Below are 20,874 nucleotides of genomic sequence, written 5' to 3' on the forward strand. Positions count from 1 at the left end.
TCCGGCCGGGTGGGACAACGCGGTGCCCCACCCGCCGACAACCGCGTCGGGCGCAACGGCAACACACACCGGCACACCGACACCGGGCAACGGAGGCAACGGGCGCCAGCAGGGGCACCAGGGCCGGGGGTCGCGCTCCACGTCGGGTCTGGCCCTGAGTTTCCACCCCCGGCCCCGGCAGACCCCATCGTGCCCGCCGATGCGCCGAGCGAAGAGGTCTGGTCATTCCTCAGCCTGGTCCTGCTGCCGGATGTCGCGCTCTGGCGATGGCCCAACCCGCTCCGTCGGCCAGGATACGAACGCATCATCGGCCGTCCCCGTAACGTGTTCCGACGCCTATGGACCCGCATTCACAGCCTGGGCGAGGACCTCGGAGCCCATCTCTACGAGGACGAGGCCGTCGCAATCCTCGAGCGCCCAACGCTCGGTGCCCATCCACGCGTCGCCCGCGCCATAGCCCACGGCCACCTGATCACAGCCGGGGGAGCCGGCGCCGCACGGACGGACATCTTGCGCATCACCGCCCGCAGACTCCGGCGACTTGCGGTAGTGGTGAGTCTCGAATCGCTCGACGATGCTCAACTCTTAGATCTGGTGGGAAACTACACGAAGGAAGCCGTCGACCAGTTGCGGGCGGTGACAACTAGGAGCACGTACAACGACCACCTTCCGACGCAAGTGCAAGCGAGTTAGGAGCCAGCCCGTAGCGGCCATGTTCTCAGCACACGCGGGGTGATCCGAGGCCGCCGGCAGGCACAGTACGAGCGGTGCTGCCCCCGCCGGCGGAGGGATGATCTCGTCCGCGCTGGCGGCCTGGTCGCGACCCTTATCGGCACCGCTGAAACCGGCTCGTTCGCGTTGATGCGGCCGATGCCGCCGAATGTCACGTTTCCTCGACCTCGATGGCTCTGGCCATGGTCAAGCCGTAGGAGTTGGTGTCGCGGGCGGGCGGGCCAGCCGAGGAAGCGGTCGAAAATGACAGCAGCGGTGCCCGTCTCAGCGGGGTTGAGCCGTGCAGATCGTCAATCGCGTCGTGCAAACATCCGGCCAGGTAGAGGAACGGGTCCGGTTGTCCTGGCACTCGGCGAGGAGAGCGAGTTTCGCCGCGCCGAAGGCCACGGCTGCCCGCACACGGTACAGCCATCGCGGGCGCAGCGGCAGATGCTCCACGGGCTCTCCCCCGCGATCGGGCGCCCAAGACGCGGCGCTGCTCCCCAGCGCCGCATACTTCGACCAGGCGACCCGCGCCGCAAAACAAATCCGCGACGTGGTCACTGAGGCCAACGCGTTGCACCATCGTGATGGCAGGCTAGAACGCTGGCGCTCCGACCCACGAACCGAGCGGACTGGCCGACCCCACCACCCAGCCGAGCCCCGGCGCCAGCAAGAGCTCATCCTCGGCTCGCGACCAGGCCCGCCGCTTCGTACAGCGGAATCCGGGGTTGCTCCCCCACCGGCCACGAAGCGACAGGGCCTTATCCGGGATAGCCGGCCAATGGCGAGTGGTCGGCGGCCAGGCCGCCTGACGGACGAAGCCGTTGGGTGATGCCGAATGAGGCCAGTAGTCGATGACGGTTCGGGCGTAGTGACGGTTGGTGGCGGCGATGTTGGTCACGCCACTGACTGCTGCCCTTCAGCGACGGGGCAGGTGCTCGGGCGGCAGGATGCCCGACCAGTCGATCTGGCCCGACTTGAGTCGGTGCCGGGCGGGGGGCGGGACCTCGTCCGGTGCCAGCCGGTCGAGGTATCCGATGAGCTCTGCGGACTGTTGTTGAGAGTTGTGAGTGGCTCGGGCCCGGTTGACGAATTCTCTGGTGGCCCATCCGAACCAGGGGGACTGCCGGGCACGTTCCGACGCGAGTGGACGGAACAGCGCATCCCACCAGTCGGCCGCGCGCGGATTGAGCGTTTGGAGCAGGGGCATGTCCAGTCCCGGCAGGGGGGGACCGTACCGCAAAGTGCGCTCTGCCCGAGACAACCCGGCCAGCATGGCGCCAAAGTTGAGCTCAAAGAAAGCCATGGCCCTACGGATCAGTTCTTCGAGGGTGGGCTGCGCCGGCTCGTCGGGGAACGCTTCGCACAGGTCAAGGCGGATGCCGTGAAAGAGCATGTCTCTGCGGGCGCCGTACATCCAACCCCGGTGACCACTCTGCTGCGGCCGCCCCAGGGAGCTCGGGTCCGTGCACGCCAGGCGCACCATCTCCTTGCACGACTCCATAAGCATCATCACCCACATGTTGCCGGCAAACTCGTTCAGCAGGATCGAGAGCCCATTTTCGTCGAGTGTTCGACCACCGATTGACCGCAGCAACAACTCGGCGCCGAACCAGTCCGCCGACACCTCCGCGATCAACCGATCGCGTGCCCCGGGCGGACCCCACGCAGGTGGTTGTCCGTCGAAGCGCTTGCCCGGCACACAGCGGTGAGTGAGGGCAGCGGGGCGACGGCGGCTATACGCCGGTCCCGGTCACCCGGCAGGCATTCCAGCCAACTGTCGTAGCGGCGGATGACGTCGTCGATGACCTCCGTGGCGACGGACTGGCTCATCCCGTCGGCCACCACCAGCAGCACTGGCCGCTGCCGCGTCAGCGGCAGCACGACCGTGGGCAGGAGGTCCTCCAGGTGGACCAGCCCGGCCGGGGTCGGGGCATCCTGCTCAACTTGTGCTGCCAGCGCGCGGCCGAACGCCTCGTCGTGGGCGTCCCGCCGCAACCGGGCCGCTTCGAGCACAGCGCGAAGCCCCTGCGCGAGCGTTTCGTCGTCCACCCCGGTCCACGCCTCGGCGGCGGCTCGGTCGGCCCAGGCGTCCTCGTCTCGCTGCCGAGCCGCCAACTCGCCGAGGTCGTCAGCGGTCGGTACCGGCCGGCTCAGCCAGCGCGCCAGGCGGACGCTGGCCATCGCTCGTGGCACCCGTACCTCGTCGGGATGCCGAGCCAGTGCGTGGCCCTCTACCTTGGCCCTCGCAGCCGGCGACGTCGGCTGTGGCCTTCGTGGTCTGCTCGCAGCGGCCGATCGTGGCACACGGGACCGGCGACTGTTTACCCTCACGCCTCACCGAAGTAGCTCTCCTCCTCGCCGAGCAGCAGCGGCACGTCGTACACGGGATGTCCGGCCAAGCGCCTGGCGGTGCGTGGTATTCGTTACCTGCTGTATTCGCCAGCCCAACATGAGGGGGCTCTAGCATGCTCTCCTGAAGCCGGCGGCTGCTCATGACGCCTGGCTACCGGACCGCTCGGTCAGCGGCTACTTGAGGATGCGTTAGCCAGGAGCGCGGACCGACCAGCCTTGCGTCGTTGCGCTACTCGTGCTCGTCATCGACGATGGTGATGTGGTCGGCCCGGCCGACCGGCCGCAGGCTGCTTTGCTGGCGTCGCATTCTGCAACGTCTGCGCGTGGCGGAACGACGTGGAGATCAGGCTCAGTGCCTTTGACGCGAATGGGTCGTCGGGCAAGGCTGCAGCCGCGGCCTTGGCAACAGTCGCGGTTCGTCGAGCACGCCCTGCTACAGAGGGGCTCTGATCAGTCCGGACGTGTCGCCAAGCGGCGTGATGCGAATCGGTACCGAGAGTTGCGGGCGACACGATGGCGCAAGCGACCGTACACCGCTCAGTGGCAGGCGTGGATTGCCGTTGGGTGTGAACCCTTAGTTGGCCACCTGGATGTGCCGGCCGGTCTTCGCCGGAATGATCACAACGAAGTACATGCATGTCGCAGGTATCTGCCAACTGGGGAGCAGTGTGAACACGCGGAGAACAACGAAGGTCGCCATCCTGGCGACCGCGATAGTCATGTTGTGGGCAGGGGTGTCCGCAGCGGCGCCGACGCAATCGTCGGCCAAGTGGTCGACCCTGCGGGCGAAGTTCGAGGCCATGGCACAGGTCGACGTCGTTTCGGCGATCGCCGAACTACGCGAGGGCTCGTCGGTAGAGCGATTCAGCGCAGGCACCACCGAGTTGGGTGGCAAAGTCCCGGCACCGGCAGGCGGCCGCTACCGGGCGGGAAGCGTCACGAAAACGTTCGTGGCCACCGTGATCCTGCAATTGGTCGGTGAGGGCCGAATGGCGCTGAGCGACCCGGTCGAGCACTGGTTGCCGGGCGTGCTGCCCAACGGGCAGGCCGTCACGATACGCGACCTGCTCCGACACACCAGCGGGGTCTACGACTACACCTGGGACCTGCTGCCAAGCGACGACCAGGTGCTCGGCATCCGGTTCACCACGTTCACTGCCCGTCAGCTTGTCGACATCGCCAACGCGCATGGGTCGCAGTTCACGCCGGGCAGTCAGCAGCAGTACTCCAACACCGACTACATTCTGCTGGGCATGGTGATCGGCAAGGTGACCGGACGCCCGTACGGCGAGGAGATCCAGCGGCGGATCATTGGACCACTTGGCCTGAGCGGTACCTCGATGCCGGGAACTTTCCCGTCCATCATCGGCCCGCACGCGCACGTGTACGTCGGTGCCACCGGCGCCGTCGACGCTCCACCGGTAGACGTGACCATCATGAACCCGTCCATGGCCGGCGCCGCCGGCGAGGTCATCTCGACCACCTCGGACCTCAACCGGTTCTTCCACACCCTGACCACCGGCCGGCTGCTGCGCCCGACCGAGTTGCAGCAGATGACCGACCCCGCCGGGTTCGGGTTCGGCTTGGGCGTCGAAATTGCCACCCTTGACTGCGGCGTTCGGATCATCGGGCACGGCGGTGGCGGCCCCGGCTTCGTCGGCCTAGCGTTTACCGCCGCCGACGGTTCGCGTCAGCTCAGCCTCACCGCTGCCGTGTGGGGCGAGAACCGAGACACCCTCACCACACGGGTGATCGGTGCCCAGATGCAGGTACTGTACGCGGCGTTCTGCCCCGCAGCACACGCGTAGCGATCGTGGCCAGCCCTACATGGCTCATCCGATCGCTACCATGGGCGTCAATGGGCCTCGGGCTGGCCAACCGGTCTCCATTCTCATGTCATCGGCAAACTCGTGCCTTGCCGTCCATCTCGACGCGCGCACATCGGCACGTCCGGGCGCCGGTCGCGAAGACGACTGTGGCGCTGCGTAGTGCCCGCTCCGCGGCACATGAGTGAACCCGATCAACGGCGTTGTACGGCTGCAGTCGTTGCGACAGTGCCGGGCTTCTGGCCGTAGCCGCCCTGCGCAGCGTTCGCCTGGCCCGGGGCTGCACCGCCCTTTTGGCGGTGTACGGACCTCGTCGCTCGCGCTGCCGGCCGGCGCTAAAGTGTCGATCGTGTCGACGACGGGAGCGCTCGCCCTCGCCCAGGTGATGGCCCACTGCGGCGGCTCGCCCTCCGCAGCGACGAGCTTCATCGCGCGAGCGGTCGCCGTCGATCCGCGCGATCTGGAGCTGTACTCGGCGCTGGAGAACCTGCGGCGCGAGCTGCCCTCCGAGGTCACGGCCGTCGTCGCGGCGGCAAACACGATCGGACCGATGCTAGCCCGCGCCTACTTGTCCTTCGTGGGCGGTGACATGGACGAGGCCGCGATGTCGCTCGGCGCGGTCACCGGCTACCAGCCCGACGTCCCGTGGGCGTCCGCGCCGTGGTTCGGCGACGAGCGATTCCTCAGCGCGGTAACCCCGGCTGCCGTCGCTGAGGCCACGATGCGTATCCGCGATTACGACCGTGACCTCGACACTGATGCTGTCCGCGAGTGCCTGGCCCCGTGGTTCCGGGCGATCGAGGCGGTCTGCGAGCGCCATGCGGACCCTGACGCGATGGCCCGCATGGCGATCTTGCTGCGCGTGTGCGGCCGCACCGACGCATCGTTCGCCCTGTGCGACCGGGCCGACGCCGTGCGGCGCGTGATGTTCACCGAGGTCGTCCGCGCCGGCACCTGGCGTCACGTCGGCAACCGTGCCGAGGCGGCCGCTGCCTTTCGGCGTGCCCTAGCGCTCGACCCGGCCAACTGGTCGCTGTACCTCGATCTGGCCGATCTAGCCGCCGAGGAAGGCGACTTCGCCGAGGCCGCCACGCAGGCCACTCGCGGTGAGGAACTCGAGCCGGACGACGTCACGATGCGGGCGGCCGCCGCCGCATACCGTGCCCGCTCGACGGGATCGGCCGCCGACCTGGACACGCTCACCGAACTGGCACCGCAGGTGCCCGAACCGTACCGCCGGGCGCTCATCGACTACGCCCACGCTCGCGGCACCTAGGACATCTCACCGTCTCGATGTTCGCGAGTCCGGCGCCACCTCAAACGCCACGCCTCTGGTTGCCTACCTCGCCCGTCCGTTTACCCACGGTGACGAGGCGTAGGAGACCAGCGCGCACGGTCGGCGGCAAATCCGTGCACGTAGCCTTGTTGGCGGTCCTAGCCGATTGAGTGGGCGTTCTGTCACGCCTGCCGGAGTCGGACACCGAATCGTCGAGACGCCGTCCGGAAGGCGGCGGGTTCGTGAATGGTGAAGTCCACGTCGAGGAAGGCCAGGTTCAACAGGAGCCACTGCCATGAGTCGGATCTGAGGACGGCGCGGGTTCGATGCGGTGCGATGGGCTCAAGTTCGACGTCCTGGTACTTCAGAGCGTCCGCCACCGCGGTCATGGGAGCGTCAACAGTCAGAACGACGCGGTGTTGGTGCTTGTTGAGTCCCTCGCGGAGGTACTGAATGCCGGTGTCGGCGGGCAGTGGGCGGGGGCTGAAGGCTCGGCCGGTGTTTCGCAGGTTGGTGATGCGGTCGGTACGGAAGACGCGCCAGTCGCGCTTGCGGGTGTCCCAGGCCAGCAGGTACCAGCGCAGGTGCTGGTGGATCTGGCGGTGCGGTTCGACTTTGCGTGCCGTGGTAGGTCTGGTCGCGCCGGCGTAGTCGAAGGTGACGAGGTGTTGGTGGTGAATTGCGTCGGCGAGGGCGCTCAACGTTCCGGCGCTGATGCTCGGAGCCAGGGCCTGTGTGGTTTCGAGGCTGGCGCGGAGGGCCACTGCTCGGGCGCGGAGACGCTTGGGTAGGTACTGGTCGACCTTGCCGTAGGCGCGCGTCGCCGCATCGTCGAGGCTTCCCTCGCTGGCGCTGCCGATCGAGGTGAGGGTGGCCAGTCCCAGGAGGGCCGCGATGGCTTCGTCGTCCTCTAGGAGAAGTGGGGGCATGGTGCTGCCGGCGGAGAGCCGGTAGTAGCCGCCTGGTCCCGGTTGGGTCTCGACGGGGTAGCCGTAGCCGCGGAGACGATCGACGTCCCGGCGTAGCGTGCGCGGGCTGACGTGGAGGCGGGCCGCGAGTTCTTCGCCGGTGAACGCCCGACCCGTCTGCAGCACCGCCAGCAGGGCGAGGACTCGTTGGGTGACGTCGGCCATGGGCACATTATCCGCCGGAATCGCGGACATTTCCTGACCGGATCTGCTCGTAGTGTTGCGCGCATGTCACAGCGCAAGATCGAAATCTGGGGAGCCCGGACCAACAACCTGAAGTCCCTCGACGTCGAAGTGGCACGCGGGCAGTTGGTGGTGTTCGTGGGGGTGTCCGGGTCGGGCAAGTCGTCGTTGGTGTTCGACACGATCGCCGCTGAGGCCGGCTACCAGCTCAATGAAACGTTTCCGCCATTCGTCCGCAACCGGCTGCCGAAGTGGGCGCGGCCCGAGGTCGAGCAGATCGACGGTCTCTCGCCGGTGGTGGTAATCGACCAGCGACGCATCGGCGGGAACGCACGATCCACGGTCGGTACGATCACCGATGCATGGACCTACCTCAGGCTTCTGTTCTCCCGCCTGAGCACGCCGCAGGTCGGTGAGTCCAACCACTTCTCTTTCAACGATCCCGCCGGCATGTGCACGACATGCTCCGGCCTCGGTGAAGTCGTCGTCAGTGCCGTTGACCGCTTTCTCGATCTGGACAAGTCGCTGAAAGACGGAGCCATCCTGCTGCCCGGCTTCGGCAACGGCGGCTACTGGTACTCCCAGTACGCCGACATCGGCACATTCGACGCTGACACACCCTTGCGCGACTGGGCCCAAACCGAACGCGACGCGCTGTTGTTCGGCGGCGAACACGCCGCACGCCTCGGCACCAAATTTCCGAAGGGCTACGAGGGTGTCGTCGAACGGTTCGAACGGATCTACCTGCGGACCTCTGACAATATGTCTGACCGCAAGCGAGAAACCCTTGCCCGATTCACCCGCTCCACCGTATGCCCGGACTGCAACGGTGATCGGCTCAACGAGGCCAGCCGCACGGCCACCGTGCTCGGCTTCACCATTGGCGAGATGGCGCGCCTAGAGATCAACGAACTCGTCGAACTGGTGACGACGGTGACCGACGCGAACGTGGCGCCGGTCGTGGCCGCGCTGAAGGCAAGGCTGGACGCCCTGATCACCATCGGGCTGGGATACCTCCACCTCGGCCGCGCCACCACGACCCTGTCCGGCGGCGAGGCACAGCGCATCAAGACCGTCAAGCACCTGGGTAGCAGCCTGGTCGAGATGCTCTACATCTTCGACGAGCCCACCGTCGGCCTCCACCCGCACGATGTCGCGTCCATGACGAGACTGCTCCAGCAACTGCGGGACAAGGGCAACAGCGTCCTTGTCGTCGAGCACGACCCCGCAGTCATGGCCGATGCCGACCAGATCATCGAAATCGGGCCAGGAGCGGGCGACCAGGGCGGCACACTCGTCTTCCAGGGCACATTCGCGCAGCTGCGTCAAGCCGACACCCCGACTGCGGCCGAACTATCGCGGCATCGCCCCATCAAAGATCGTCCACGAACACCACGCGGGAGCATCACCGTCACCAACGCCACCCGCAACAACCTCAGGAACCTGACCGTGAACATCCCCACCGAGGTCATGACCGTGCTCACCGGCGTCGCGGGCTCGGGAAAATCCAGCCTCGCCACCGAACTCGCCGCCCGCCACCAAGCCATCATGATCGACCAGAAACCGGTCACCACTAACCGTCGCTCAACCCCGATCACGTACACCGGCATCGCCACACCCATCCGGAAGCTGTTCGCACGCCGCAACAACGTTCCAGCCAGCTTGTTCAGTGCCAACTCCGACGGCGCCTGTCCCGACTGTAATGGCCTCGGCGTCATCTACACCGACCTCGCCTTCATGGAGAGCCAGGAAACGGTCTGCGAAACCTGCCAGGGACGACGCTTCACTCCTGACGTTCTGCGGCACACGGTCGACGGACTGTCCATCGCCGATGTCGACGAACTCACTATCACTGATGCCATCCACCGGCTCCCCGATCCGGCAATCACGAAGGCCCTGCGCCACCTCGACGACGTCGGCCTTGGTTACCTGAGACTCGGCCAGCCTCTGACAACGCTCTCCGGCGGCGAATGTCAACGCGTCAAGATCGCCAAGGAGCTCGGCGACCCGACCAGCCCGACGCTCTACATCCTCGACGAACCCACCACCGGCCTCCACCTTCGCGACATCGACATCCTGCTGCGCGCGCTCGACAACCTCGTGGACCACGGCAACACCGTCGTCGTCATCGAGCACAATCTTGACGTCATACGACAAGCCGACTGGCTTATCGACCTCGGACCAGGAGCCGGCAGGCACGGCGGCCAGATCATCTACCAAGGCCATGTCGCAGGCATCACCAACACCGCCACCGCGCAAGCACTCAACGTCGCCACTCCAGCGTGAGTCGCACTCATCTCGGCATGACCGGACGCCAGCGACCGGCGCTGACATCCCCTCGGTGACGAGCGCTTCGCGGCAATAGCGGATGGCCCGGGCCGCGCCGCATGCGCTGGAGGCCGCCGCCACCCGCGGCGCTTTCTGCCACCATGCTGACCATGTCGAGTCCTCCACGTTCCTCGCCGTCTGCCGTGCCGGTGGGGGTCAGGCTGGCCGCTGCCACGCTGGGGTTGATACGAGAACCGCTCGTATCGCTTGGCGGCACCACCGGGTCTGCTTGGGCGTGCGGTACCAACGTGCTGCGTATCGGCAACCCCGGGGACTTACGCCGAGAGGTGCTGGTAATGCGGGCCGCCTCCCGCGCCGTGCCTGTGCCCGAGATCCTGGCAACAGCGGAGTTCATCGACGACAAGCAACACCCCCGGGCGGTTCTGCTCATGGCGCGGTTACCGGGACGTCCCGCTGCCGACCTCGCCGACGTTTCACCGGCCCGGGCACGCTGGTGGGGCGAGGTTTGCGGGCACCTACACGCCGCCCTGGCCACGGTGTCACCTCCGCCGGGACTGCGCGCCGCGTCAGCCGTTCCCACGTCGGAGGCGAGCGCAACCCCCTGCTTGCTTCACCTGGACCTGCACCCGCTTAACGTGCTCGTCAACGAGGCTGGCGACGTCAGCGGCGTTCTGGACTGGGCCAACGCCGCAGCGGGCCCGGCGGTGCTGGACCGGGCCCGCACCTGGTCGATCCTCACTCTCGACCCCGAAGTTCTGCCGCTCCGAACCGAGCCTCGCTACAAGGCGCTGCTACAGGGCTGGACGCGCACTGCCGGGTTCGAGCAACTCCCGCCGGCGGCCCGTGCGTGGGCGTGTCAGTTCATGCTTGACGACCATGCGATGCGTTACCCCGCCTCTCGCCTCGACCACATACGGCGATACCTGACCGAGAACCTCGGCGTCGGCGCCTGAATAACGCGCCATCCGCTCTTCGGCAGATCCGGTCGTCTCCGACGCGCTGTCGGCGACAGATCGCGCCTGCAACTGGTCGAAGCCGCCCGGGGATCACGTAGGCGGCCTCCGAGACGCCCCTTGAGACTCGATGGTGCAGACCTTGGCGTCGATAGTGCCGACTCCTGGGGGCCGACCACCTCCTCCTGTGGCCGGCCCGCGTGACCGGAGGCTACGCCGCGCCGTTGAGCGAGGCGGCCAGGGACTCTGCGAACCCGGTGTCGGCGGGCGCGCCGCTCACGCCGATGCGCCAGGTCCCGCCCGCGAGGTCGCCGACCAGCAGTGACCGCCCGCCCGGCTGCCACAGGGGCTGCCAGGCGATCGAGCCGCTCGGCCGGTTGAACCACCGGTTGTCCTCGCTCCAGGCCGACCCGTCCCGGTACGCGACCGCCAGCGTGGTCGTGTCGTCCGTGGCGAGCGCCCACCGGGTGAAGCCCGCCGCGTCCCCGTCGCGATCGGCGCCGGCCGGGTCCGCGAGCCGGGGCAGGGTCGAGTCGACGTTCCAGGCGGCTTCCCAGACCGGCGCGCTGGTCGGACCGGTCACATGCCAGGCGAGGTCGACGTCCATCGTGGTCCGTGCGAACCGGAAGCGCCAGTCGACGGTCACCGGCTCGTCGCCGAGCGGGATGCCGGCCAGAAGAACGTCCGTGCCGTCGGCCGACACCGTCACGTTCCGGGCGGCGCCCGCCGTGTCGGTGGGCCCGAAGGTCCCGACCGCGAGGTAGGGCGCTGTGGAACGGAACGACGAGTCCGTCACGGGCCGGTACGCGCCTCGGCCGGTCGGGTCGGCCTCGTAGGAGACTAGCCGGGACTCGGGCACGGTCTGCACGACCGCCCGGTAGTAGGGCGTGCTGACGAGCCGCCCCTTCGTCACCACCGGTGTACGCCAGTTCAGCGGCGCCAGCCAGAGCCCGCCCTGACCCCAGCCGGCGCCCGTGACGTACCACTGGCCGGTGCCGGAGTCGTCCTTGACCACCTCGGCGGCGTGCGCCTCAATCCGGCCGGCGAACTGGTCGACGGTGAAGTGGAACGGGTCCTCGCTACGGTACACGCGGGTGTCCTGGTAGCCGCTCTCACAGCAGACGAAGAGATACCACGAACCGCCGCGGTGCACCACAAACGGCGACTCGGTCGGCCCGCCGAAGGTGCCGGTGGCCGGGTGCTCGAAGGCCGTCCGCCGGTCGCTCCAGTGCACGAGGTCGTGGCTCGTGCGGTAGGCGACAATGTGGTGGCCACCGGCCGGAGTGCTGTTGGCGGTGTAGTACATGACCCACTGGTCGCCGACCCAGGTCACCATTGGGTCCCGACCGTCGAAGCCGTCGGTGAAGAGCGGGTTGCCCGGGTGCCGCGTCCAGGTCGTCAGGTCCTTCGACGTGGCGAGGTGCATCCGGTACGCCTCGTGGTCGGCGGTGCCGCCCGCGTAGAACATGTAGTAGGTGCCGCCGTGAAACAGCACATACGGCGCCCAGATGTGCGTCTCCCCCGCGCTCGGGTCGGCCTCAAGGGCGAACGGATGCTTCGTCCAGGGGCCACGGGGCGACGGCGCCGTGGCATGGCCGAAGAACTTCTCGTCCAACGGGTTGGCCGGCTCGGCGTGGGTGATCGCGAAGACGTGCCACAGACCCGTTGCGCGGTCACGCACCATTGTGTGGTCGTTGTAGTACCAGCGCTCGTTCTCGCCGACGCTGGGGTCGTACACGTTAACGAACTCGCCGGCGGTGACCTGGACGGACTGGTTCTCGTACGGCTGGTTGCTCAGCTCGGCGGTATCGGCGGCATGGGCCGGCGCCGGGGCCACGATCAGTCCCAGGGCGAGGGCGAGCAGCGCGGACAGCCGGCCGACGCGGGACGGTGGGCGGGGCATGCGTTCCTCCAGAGCTCTACGGTGGCGTGGTGGTGACCCGGACGTGCGCGCGGCCGGCGCGGGTCCGCCGCATGCCTGCGGCGGCGGACCCGGGCCAAAGCTCTACTGCTTGCCGCCGAGCGTGGTGTAGGCCTCCGCGGCGTTCTCCTTGGTGATCTGCATGGTGCCGAGCGTGGTCGTCTTCGGGACGTCCTTCGCGCAGTCGACGAGGATCTTCTTGGCCACGTCGATTGCCTCACGGCCACCGGTCGGGTACTGGAACGTCGCCTGGAGGCGGCCCTGCTCGACGGCCTTGATGCCGCCCGATGGGACGGGCAGCGCGTCGATCCCGGTGAACTTGATCGCGGTCTCCTTGCCGGCCGCCTTCGCCGCCAGGTAGGCACCCTCGGCCATCGGGTCGTTGTGCGCGTACACCGCGTCGATGTCGGGATTCGCCTTGAGCATCGCATCCATGACGCTCTGGCCCTTCTCCCGTAACCACTCGGCGGTCTGGCTCGCCACGATCTCGATCCTCGGGTTGCTGGCGATGCCCTGCCGGAAGCCCTGGGCGCGCTCGGCCGCCGGTGTGGAGCCCGGCAGGCCGGAGATCTCCACGACCTTGCCGCCCTGCGGCAGCAGCGTCTTCGCGTAGTACTCCCCCGCCGCCCGGCCGATCGCGACGTTGTCGCCACCGATGAAGGCCGTGTACACGTCACCCTCGACCTTGCGGTCCAGAACGATGACCGGGATCCCCTGGTCGTACGCCTTCTTGACCACCGCGGTCAGCGGCTTCGCCTCGTTCGGGGAGATGATCAGCAGGTTGATGCTCTGAGAGAGGAAGTTCTCCACGTCGGCCACCTGCTTGCTGTTGTCCTGAGCCGCGTCCGAGACGACCACCTTGAAACCGGGCACGGACTTCGCGGCGTTGGTGACGTCGTCGTTCATGACCTGCCGGTACGGCTCGGCGTTGTTGGCCTGGGACATGCCGATCAGGAATTCTTTGCCGCTGCCGCACTTCGCCGAGGCGTCGGAGCTGCTGCCCGGGTCGTCCTCGACGCTGCACGCCGAGGTGGCGACGAGCGCGGCCAGTGCCAGGATCGTGGCGGCTCTTCGGGTGTAACGCATGGTTTCCTCCGTTTGGTGGTGGGTCAGGCGATGCGGGGACGCAGCTTCTGCAACGCGGCGGCAGCCACGATGACCAGGCCCTTGACGACCAGCTGCACGTTCGCGTCGATGTTGTTGAGAGCGAGGATGTTGTTGAGAATCCCGAGCAGCAGGGCGCCGGCGATGGTGCCGCCCATGGATCCACTGCCACCGGCGAGGCTCGTCCCGCCGATGACCACGGCCGCGATCGCGTCCAGCTCGTAGCCGGCGCCGTCGTTCGGGCTGCCCTGGTTGAGCTGCCCGGCGTGGATGATCCCGGCCAGCGCGGCGAGCAGGCCGGCGATCGCGAAGACGGTGATGCGGACGCGGCGCACCGGCACGCCGGAGAGCCGGGCGGCTTTCTCGTTGCCGCCGATGGCGTACACGTGGCGGGCGAAGGCCGTGGTGCGCAGCACCAACAGCGCGCCGACGCCGATGGCGAGGAACAGCAGCGCCGGCACCGGGAGGATCCCGTTGATCGACCCGCTCAGCATCGAGAACGCCTCCGGGGCCTCCTGCGGCCCGTCGCCGTAGGCGATGGGGATGCCCAGCCCGCCGGACCACATCCGGGCGATGCCCCGGGCCGCCTGGAGGCCGGCGAGGGTGACGATGAACGACTGGATGCCGAGCCGGGCGACGATCGCCCCCTGGGTTGCGCCGAACGCGGCGCCGATGAACAGCACGATCAGGACCGTCGGCAGGATGCCCATGCCGCTGTCGACCATCAGGGTGGCCGACCCGACCGCGGCGAGCCCGAGCACCGCCCCGACGGAGAGGTCGATCCCGCCGATCAGGATCACGAACGTCATCCCCACCGCGATGATGCCGATCTCCGAGACCGCCCGGACGATGTTGGCCAGGTTCCCGGAACTGAGGAAGACGTTCTCGCCGTTGCGAACGGGCGACACGGCGATCGCGATGACGAAGACGGCGACCAGGCCGAACAGGCTCTGGAACCGGAAGAAGCTGTCGAAGATCGCGTGCCGGTCCCGCGGCAGCCGGATCAGCCGGCGGCGGGGCGGTGTCTCGGGCGGCGCTTCGGCGACGGCGGTGGGGCTGGGCGGGTTCATCGGGCCTCCTTGGCATCGTCCCCGTTGGCCGCGGCGAGGATCGCTTGTTGGGTGGCGGACGCGCGGGGCAGCGCGGCCACGGTGCGACCGCGGTGCAGGACGACCACCCGGTCACAGAGGCTGAGCAGCTCCGGCAGCTCGGACGAGGCGAGCAGGATGGCCATGCCGGTGTCGGCGAGTTGGTGCAGCAGCCGGTAGATCTCGGCCTTGGCCCCGATGTCGACGCCTCTGGTCGGCTCGTCGAGCAGCAGCAACCGCGGTCGCGTCAGCAGTTGCTTGGCGAACACGACCTTCTGCTGGTTGCCGCCCGAGAGCGTGGCGGTGGCGACCGCGGGCGAGGCCGCCTTAACCGCCAGGGCCCTGAGCTGTCCGTTTACCGTCCGCTTCACCGCCTGCCGGCGTACGAGGCCGAGCGTCGTCAGCGACGACAACGCGGAGAGCACGACGTTGTCGGTCACCGAGTGTTCGAGCATCAGTCCGGCGCCACGCCGGTCCTCGGGGACGAACGCCACCCCGCGCGCCAGGGCCGACCGTGGGTCGTGCGGGCGGTACGGGCGGCCGTCGATCGTCATCTGGCCGTCGCGGGGGCCGGAGGCGCCGGCGCCGAAAAGCGTCTCGAGCAGTTCGGTACGGCCCGCGCCCATCAGACCGGCGAGGCCGACGATCTCGCCGGAGCGGACCGTGAGGTCCACCCCGGCCGGCTCGGTCCGCCCGGGTATCGGCCGGCGTGGCGTCACGGCGAGTCCGCGGACGTCGAGCAGTACGTCCCCGGGCTCGTTGCGCCCCTCCCCGTAGAGCGCGTCGACCGACCGGCCGACCATCAGCTGGATGATGTCGTCGCGGGAGGCGGTCTTCGGGTCGACGCTGCCCGCGACGCTGCCGTTGCGCAGCACGGTGACCCGGTCCGCCACGACCTCGATCTCCGCCATCCGGTGCGAGATGTAGACGATGCCGACGCCGGCCCGGCGCAGCTCCGCGATCGTCGCGAAGAGGCGTTCGACCTCGGCGTCCGCCAGCGCGGCGGTCGGCTCGTCCATGATCAGCACCCGCGCGTCCAGCGACAGCGCCCGGCCGATCTCGACCAGTTGCTGCTCGCCGACGCGCAACGACCCGACGAGCCGCCGCGGGTCGAGGTCGGCGCCGAGCGTGCGCAGATAGTCCGTGGCCTGGCGGCGCATCCGCCGGATGTCGACGGTTCCCATCCGGGTGCGCGGCTCGCGGCCGAGAAACATGTTCTCCGCGATGGAGAGCCCGGCCACCAGGTCGAGCTCCTGGTGGATCGTGGCGATGCCGGCGCGTTGGGCGTCAGCCGGGCCGCCGAAGCGCACCCGCCGCCCCTCGACCTCGATGGCGCCGTCGTACTCGGTGATCACGCCGGAGAGCATGTTGATCAGGGTCGACTTGCCGGCGCCGTTCTCGCCGAGCAGCGCGTGCACCTCACCCGCTCGGACGGTGAGGTCGATGTCGCGGCAGGCGTGCACACCGCCGAACCGCTTGCCGATGCCGGTCATCCGGACCAGCGGGCTTTCTGTCATGCGGCACCTCGTGGGTCGTCTGCGGGTCTGCTGCGGGTGGGGTCGGAGCCGCCGGGTCCGATGTGGACCCGGCGGCTCCGGTCGGTCACGAGACGAGCCGCGCCTCGACGTAGTCGAGCCCGGCCAGGTAGCCGACCGACGCGGCGGCCTTGCCGGTCACGGTGAGCGTGAGCGTGTGCCGGCCCGCCGTCAGCTCCCGCTGGCCGTAGTCGAGCGGGTCGCTCACCACCACCTCCGGCGAGTGGTAGGCGTCGAAGGCCTGCCCGACCTGGGCACCGTCGATCGCCACCGTGTTGGTGCCGTAGTCCCGGGCGAGCGTCTGCACGAGGCGCAGGTCGTAGGTCCCGGTGGTGGGCACGGTGAAGTTGACGGTGACGCTCTGGTTCGGTCCATTCGCGTGGAACCACAGCTGCGCGCTCTGCGACCAGTGGATGCCGCAGCAGTCGCCCTGCACGTCCGCCGGCGCGTCGGCGCTGAGCGCGGGCAGGAGCGATTCGCCCTCGATCCGCATCGTGTCGCCGGTGCTGGCCGAGACGGCCGGCGAGTACGGCCCCGCGTTGCCGGCCGCGTCCACCGCGCGCACCCGGTAGTACCAGGTCTCGCGCAGCCCCAGACCCGCGTGCTCGAAGCTCGGGCGGGTCGTGGTGCCGACCCGGTTGCCCGGCCCGGGCGTGAAGCCCGCCTCACGGGAGGCGAACACCTCGTACCCGGGGGCATAGACGTCGTCGCGGGCCGGCTGCCAGGCCACCGTCACGGCGTTGGTCGTGCCGCTGGTCGCGGTGAGCCCGCTGACCGCCTCCGGCCGCTGCTGGTCGGTGAACGGGGTGACCAGGCTGAGCGCCGCGTACCGGGCCGCGGACCAGGCCGGGGCGCCGGCGGTCGGCGTCAGGGTGACGGTCACCGCGTCCCTGCCCCGGGTGAGCGCGGCCGGGAGCCGGTACTCGTCCTCCAGCCACCGGTGCGACGCGTTGGCCAGCGGCTGCGACCAGGTGCCGGCGTCGCGCCCGTCGACCTGGACCGCCACGGACTGGTACCCGGCCGACTGGTCGCCGACCCGGCGCAGGACCGCGCCAGTGTTGTCATCGTCGAGGGCCACCCGGAACCGGATCGGGTCGGCGGAGGCTCGGACGTCGTCGGTCACCGGTCGGGGTGCGCCGTCGTCGCCCTCGAAGGTCGCCGTGAGCACCGTCCGGTCACCGCCCGAGGCGTACTGGTGGGCCGCCTCGCTGGCGGTGTCGCCCACGTCGACCGTGTCCGTCCAGCGCTGCCCGACGGTGTCCTGGCCGTACCAGTACGCGGTGGAGCCGTACCGGGCCGGGTCCTGGTCGCCCGGGCCGTGCTCGATGCCGAACCGCAGTCCGGTCGAGAACGCCACCGACTCCGCGAGCATGAGCCGGTACGCCCCTGTGCAGTCGTACTGGCAGCCGTAGTCGGCGACCTCATGGGCAGGGTTGCCGTTCATCGGCGCGGAGAACGTGCCGTGGTTGAAGTACCAGCCGCTCTCGTAGAAGTCCTCAGTGCCGGTGCCGTGGATGCTCGGGCTCTGCGCGCCGTCCACGTAGACGCGCTCGTCACCCTCCAGGTAGTTCCGCTGGTTGCCGGCGCGGATGTGCCCCTCCATGGTGTGGGTGACCCCCACCAACTTCCCCCGCGCCGCGACGTCGAGGAAGAGGTGGTCCGCTCCGGGCGTGGTGTCGGCGCTGGTCGCGGTCGCCTGGAAGTAGCCGGTGTCGCCGGTCGGCCGCAGGGCCGCCGCCCAGCGGGCGGATGGCGCCGTGGTCACCGTGGCCACCGACGGCTTGATCGCCACGTCGGCCCCGTTGTGCAACTCGATCGTCCAGCGCGACAGGTAGGGCATCGGCCACCAGGCCGAGAGCGTCGCGGTCGCCGGGTCGACGCCGAACATCAGGGACCGGACGGAGTGCAGCCCGAGGCCGGTGCCGAAGAACTCGCCGAGCGGGGCGTCCACTGTGGTTCTTCCGTCGAACGAGATGCGCAGGCGGGTGTCACGCAGCACCGCGTCGGACGCGGCGACGGCCGCCTTGCGCTCGTCGTCGGCCGGGTAGGAGAAGGTGTTGCTGCCCTGCCAGGTCTGCGCGGTGATCCGGTAGCCGTGTGCTGCCTCGGCGTCGGTGTGCGCCGCGCCCAGGTCGACCGTGTCGGTGCGCTTCGCGGTGCCGGAGACGAGGCTGTCGACCCAGTACGTGAACTCGTTGACGTCGAGGTCGGATGAGACGAACTCGTTGCGGATGGTCAGCTTCGTCTTGCCGGCCGTGGCGCTCACTGGCAGCTCGACGGTTTGGTCTAGCCAGGTGCCGAACGGCACTGGGTCGTTGGCGGGCCACTCGGCGACCGGTACGCCGTCGACCAGGATGCGCGCTCGCTGGTGCCCGACGTGCGGGTCGAGCCGGCGAGTGAGCCGTACGCCGGTGTTGGCCGGGTCGACGGCGGCGGTAAATTCGCTGCCGCCGCCAACGCCGAAGGCGCGACCGTCGTCGGCGATCGGCGCGGGCGCGCCGACGAGCTGCGGGATGGTCAGCTGGAGTGCGGTGATCGCGCCGGGGCCCACGCCACTGGCGAGGGTCGCCCGATCGCCCGCAGGGACGGCGAAGGTGCGCTTGGCCGTCGTGGCGCCCGGCTGGGCGGGCTTGGGGTCGCGGGTGCCGGCGGCCTTGAGCTGCGCGATGACGTCCGCGGCCCGGTCGGTGGGGTCGAAGGTGCGGACGCCGTCCGGCGTGGTGAACTTCCGGTAGGTGACGTGGTAGAAGATCGGGTTCTTCTCGGTGGTGACCCGCATCGAGCTGCGGTACGTCATGGGCGCCTTGATGTAGACGCCACCGGAGCTCTGCGCCGCGTTGGCGACCACCGGGTAGACGAAGGGAGCACCGAGCTTGCCGTCCACGACATCCTGGAGCTTGGCCTCGAGCACGGTCTTTCCATCGAGGACGACCTTGATGGTGCCCGTGGCGGAGACGTTACCCTCGTCGCGTGTGAACCAGATGGAGTCGATCTCGCCGGCGCCGGTCGCCTCGGCGATGACGCAGCCTTCGGCGCTGATGCGCAGGCACGAGTACCGGCCGGAGAAGCCGTCGTCGTTGCCGCCGCTGCGGTCGAAGCTGGAGAACTGGTAGGCCCGGGATCCGTCGGCGAGTTCCGGGAGCCGGTCGAGTCGGCGGTAGACGTCCCAGCCGACGGGGCCGTTTGTGGTCGGGCCGGTGGAGGCCGAGGCCGATGCGGTGAGACCGACGACAGCCAAGCCGGCGATGAGGGTCGCCGCGACGGCGGCACCGAGCAGCCGCCTGGGCGAGGTACGTGGTGCACGAGTGGTGGGTGGTGTCATGAGTCGCCTTCCACATCGGTGGGTGGGCGGGCCTGCGGCAGACAAGGAATCGATTTCTCGCTGCAGTTGCGAACAGGTTAGGCAGCCGATGCGCGACGGTCAATCCTTCGGTGTGGACGAGGAGGTCGGCGGGGCTCCGCCGTTGACAGCCTCACCCGCCGCTTCTATGGTCCTCGATCAGAACCGAGCAAACGATTTCTCGTTCACGAGTGCGCACCGCGGCCCCCGCGGCACGCTGGGAGGGGGCAACCGTGCCCCGACTCGTTGTCCTCACCGGATTCCTCGGCGCCGGCAAGACCACCACCATGCTGGCCGCCGGACGGCTGCTCACCGCACGCGGCGGCCGGGTCGCGATCATCACCAACGATCAGGGCAGCGACCTGGTCGACACCCAACTGGCCCGGGACGCGGTGCCCGACGTCGGCGAGGTGACCGACGGCTGCTTCTGCTGCCGTTTCGAGTGCCTCGCCGACCTCCTGACGAACCTGCTCGACACCGGGCAGGCCGACACCATCCTGGCCGAGGCCGTCGGCAGCTGCACCGACCTGCAGGCAACGGTCGTCCGCCCCCTGCGGGCTCGCTACGGCGACCGCCTCACACTCGCTCCCCTCACCACGATCGTCGATCCGGCGCGCGTCGGCGTGCTCGACGGCGACCTCGGCTACCTGTTCGACCGCCAGCTCGCCGAGGCGAACCTCATCGCGGTCAACAAGTCCGACACCCTGCCCCGCGTCGAGTTCGACGCGCTCCTCGACCAGATCCGCCGCGTCCACCCCGACGCCGACGTCCTCGGCTACAGCGCGAGTCTCGGCGAGCACGTCGACGAGCTCGTCGCGCGGTGGATCAATGGGCCGCGGCGCGTCCCGGACGTGGACGTGGACGTCGACTACGACCGCTACGCCGCGGCGGAGGCGCGACTGAGCTGGCTCAACCAGGTATGGCAGGTCTCGGCCGACGGCGGGTTCTCCACGCGACGCTGGGCACACGTCGCCCTCGAATCGCTCTCCGCAGCCTGCGCCCGGCGGGGAGACGTCATCGGTCACGCCAAAATCGCGGTCGAGTCGCCCGCCGGGTTGATCCGCATGAGCGTCGTGGCCGCCGGTGAGCCGCCGCGGCAGGAGCCCACCGGGCGGGACGAGCCGCCGGTGGCCCGCGCCACCGTGCTGGTCAACGTCCGCGCCACCTGCCCACCGGAGGACCTCGAATCCCTTGTACGGGCCGCCGCCTACGACGCCGACCTCGCGGCCGGCGCCGCCGCCCGCCCCGGCCCGGCGAACGCCTTCGCGCCGTCCTACCCCCGCCCCGTGCACCGTCTCCCGGCCGCACCGGCCTGACCGTCA

The 20,874-nt window shown here is 69.1% G+C and carries 14 protein-coding genes and 1 pseudogene; 6 read left to right on the plus strand and 9 right to left on the minus strand.

Annotated features, from left to right (window positions below; translation table 11 throughout):
* The first annotated feature begins 189 nt into the window (after window positions 1–189).
* Window positions 190–693: a hypothetical protein gene (locus ACGF5G_RS32950; RefSeq protein WP_393270218.1), complete on the plus strand. Its 504-nt coding sequence runs from the start codon at window positions 190–192 to the stop codon at window positions 691–693.
* 251 nt (window positions 694–944) lie between these two features.
* Here the strand turns inward: ACGF5G_RS32950 and ACGF5G_RS32955 are convergent.
* The 3 genes and pseudogenes from ACGF5G_RS32955 to ACGF5G_RS32965 all read right to left on the minus strand — a co-directional run.
* Window positions 945–1,170, minus strand: a pseudogene (locus tag ACGF5G_RS32955) (hypothetical protein); the annotation flags it as partial.
* A 463-nt stretch (window positions 1,171–1,633) separates the two neighbouring features.
* Window positions 1,634–2,353 carry a hypothetical protein gene (locus ACGF5G_RS32960; RefSeq protein WP_393270219.1) on the minus strand — a complete coding sequence of 240 codons (720 nt, stop codon included), beginning with the start codon at window positions 2,351–2,353 and terminating at the stop codon, window positions 1,634–1,636.
* On the minus strand, window positions 2,350–2,898 hold the full coding sequence (locus tag ACGF5G_RS32965; protein ID WP_393270222.1) for a hypothetical protein: 549 nt from the start codon (window positions 2,896–2,898) through the stop codon (window positions 2,350–2,352). Before ACGF5G_RS32965 ends, ACGF5G_RS32960 begins: the two co-directional genes overlap by 4 nt.
* 749 nt (window positions 2,899–3,647) lie before the next feature.
* Between ACGF5G_RS32965 and ACGF5G_RS32970 the strand changes: the two genes are divergently transcribed.
* Window positions 3,648–4,877, plus strand: a complete 1,230-nt coding sequence (locus ACGF5G_RS32970; RefSeq protein ID WP_393270224.1) for a serine hydrolase domain-containing protein — start codon at window positions 3,648–3,650, stop codon at window positions 4,875–4,877.
* Window positions 4,878–5,244: 367 nt separating this feature from the next.
* Window positions 5,245–6,171, plus strand: a complete 927-nt coding sequence (locus tag ACGF5G_RS32975) for a tetratricopeptide repeat protein (RefSeq protein WP_393270227.1) — start codon at window positions 5,245–5,247, stop codon at window positions 6,169–6,171.
* 182 nt (window positions 6,172–6,353) lie between these two features.
* Here ACGF5G_RS32975 and ACGF5G_RS32980 read toward each other — a convergent pair whose 3' ends face one another.
* Window positions 6,354–7,304, minus strand: coding sequence for a helix-turn-helix transcriptional regulator (locus ACGF5G_RS32980; protein ID WP_393270230.1), 951 nt, complete (start codon window positions 7,302–7,304; stop codon window positions 6,354–6,356).
* 63 nt (window positions 7,305–7,367) lie between these two features.
* On the opposite strand from ACGF5G_RS32980, the gene ACGF5G_RS32985 reads away from it, so the two are divergent.
* Window positions 7,368–9,608: an ATP-binding cassette domain-containing protein gene (locus ACGF5G_RS32985; RefSeq protein ID WP_393270232.1), complete on the plus strand. Its 2,241-nt coding sequence runs from the start codon at window positions 7,368–7,370 to the stop codon at window positions 9,606–9,608.
* Window positions 9,609–9,898: 290 nt separating this feature from the next.
* Entirely contained in the window at window positions 9,899–10,564 is a 666-nt protein-coding gene (locus tag ACGF5G_RS32990) for a phosphotransferase (protein WP_393270235.1), read from the plus strand.
* A 211-nt stretch (window positions 10,565–10,775) separates the two neighbouring features.
* Here the strand turns inward: ACGF5G_RS32990 and ACGF5G_RS32995 are convergent, their stop codons facing one another.
* From ACGF5G_RS32995 to ACGF5G_RS33015, 5 genes are all read right to left on the minus strand, one after another.
* On the minus strand, window positions 10,776–12,467 hold the full coding sequence (locus tag ACGF5G_RS32995; protein ID WP_393270237.1) for a glycoside hydrolase: 1,692 nt from the start codon (window positions 12,465–12,467) through the stop codon (window positions 10,776–10,778).
* A 102-nt stretch (window positions 12,468–12,569) separates the two neighbouring features.
* Window positions 12,570–13,571, minus strand: coding sequence for a substrate-binding domain-containing protein (locus ACGF5G_RS33000; protein WP_393270240.1), 1,002 nt, complete (start codon window positions 13,569–13,571; stop codon window positions 12,570–12,572).
* Between the two features lie 23 nt (window positions 13,572–13,594).
* A complete protein-coding gene (locus tag ACGF5G_RS33005; RefSeq protein ID WP_393270242.1) occupies window positions 13,595–14,659 on the minus strand; it encodes an ABC transporter permease in 1,065 nt (354 codons plus the stop codon).
* Complete coding sequence (locus ACGF5G_RS33010) at window positions 14,656–16,194, minus strand: sugar ABC transporter ATP-binding protein (protein WP_393270243.1); 1,539 nt, start codon at window positions 16,192–16,194, stop codon at window positions 14,656–14,658. Before ACGF5G_RS33010 ends, ACGF5G_RS33005 begins: the two co-directional genes overlap by 4 nt.
* Window positions 16,195–16,279: 85 nt before the next feature.
* On the minus strand, window positions 16,280–19,450 hold the full coding sequence (locus tag ACGF5G_RS33015; RefSeq protein WP_393270246.1) for a DUF2961 domain-containing protein: 3,171 nt from the start codon (window positions 19,448–19,450) through the stop codon (window positions 16,280–16,282).
* A 335-nt stretch (window positions 19,451–19,785) separates the two neighbouring features.
* On the opposite strand from ACGF5G_RS33015, the gene ACGF5G_RS33020 reads away from it, so the two are divergent.
* Complete coding sequence (locus ACGF5G_RS33020; RefSeq protein ID WP_393270249.1) at window positions 19,786–20,868, plus strand: GTP-binding protein; 1,083 nt, start codon at window positions 19,786–19,788, stop codon at window positions 20,866–20,868.
* Window positions 20,869–20,874: the final 6 nt, after the last annotated feature.

Source organism: Micromonospora sp. NPDC047730, assembly GCF_043204765.1.
GTDB lineage: Bacteria > Actinomycetota > Actinomycetes > Mycobacteriales > Micromonosporaceae > Micromonospora.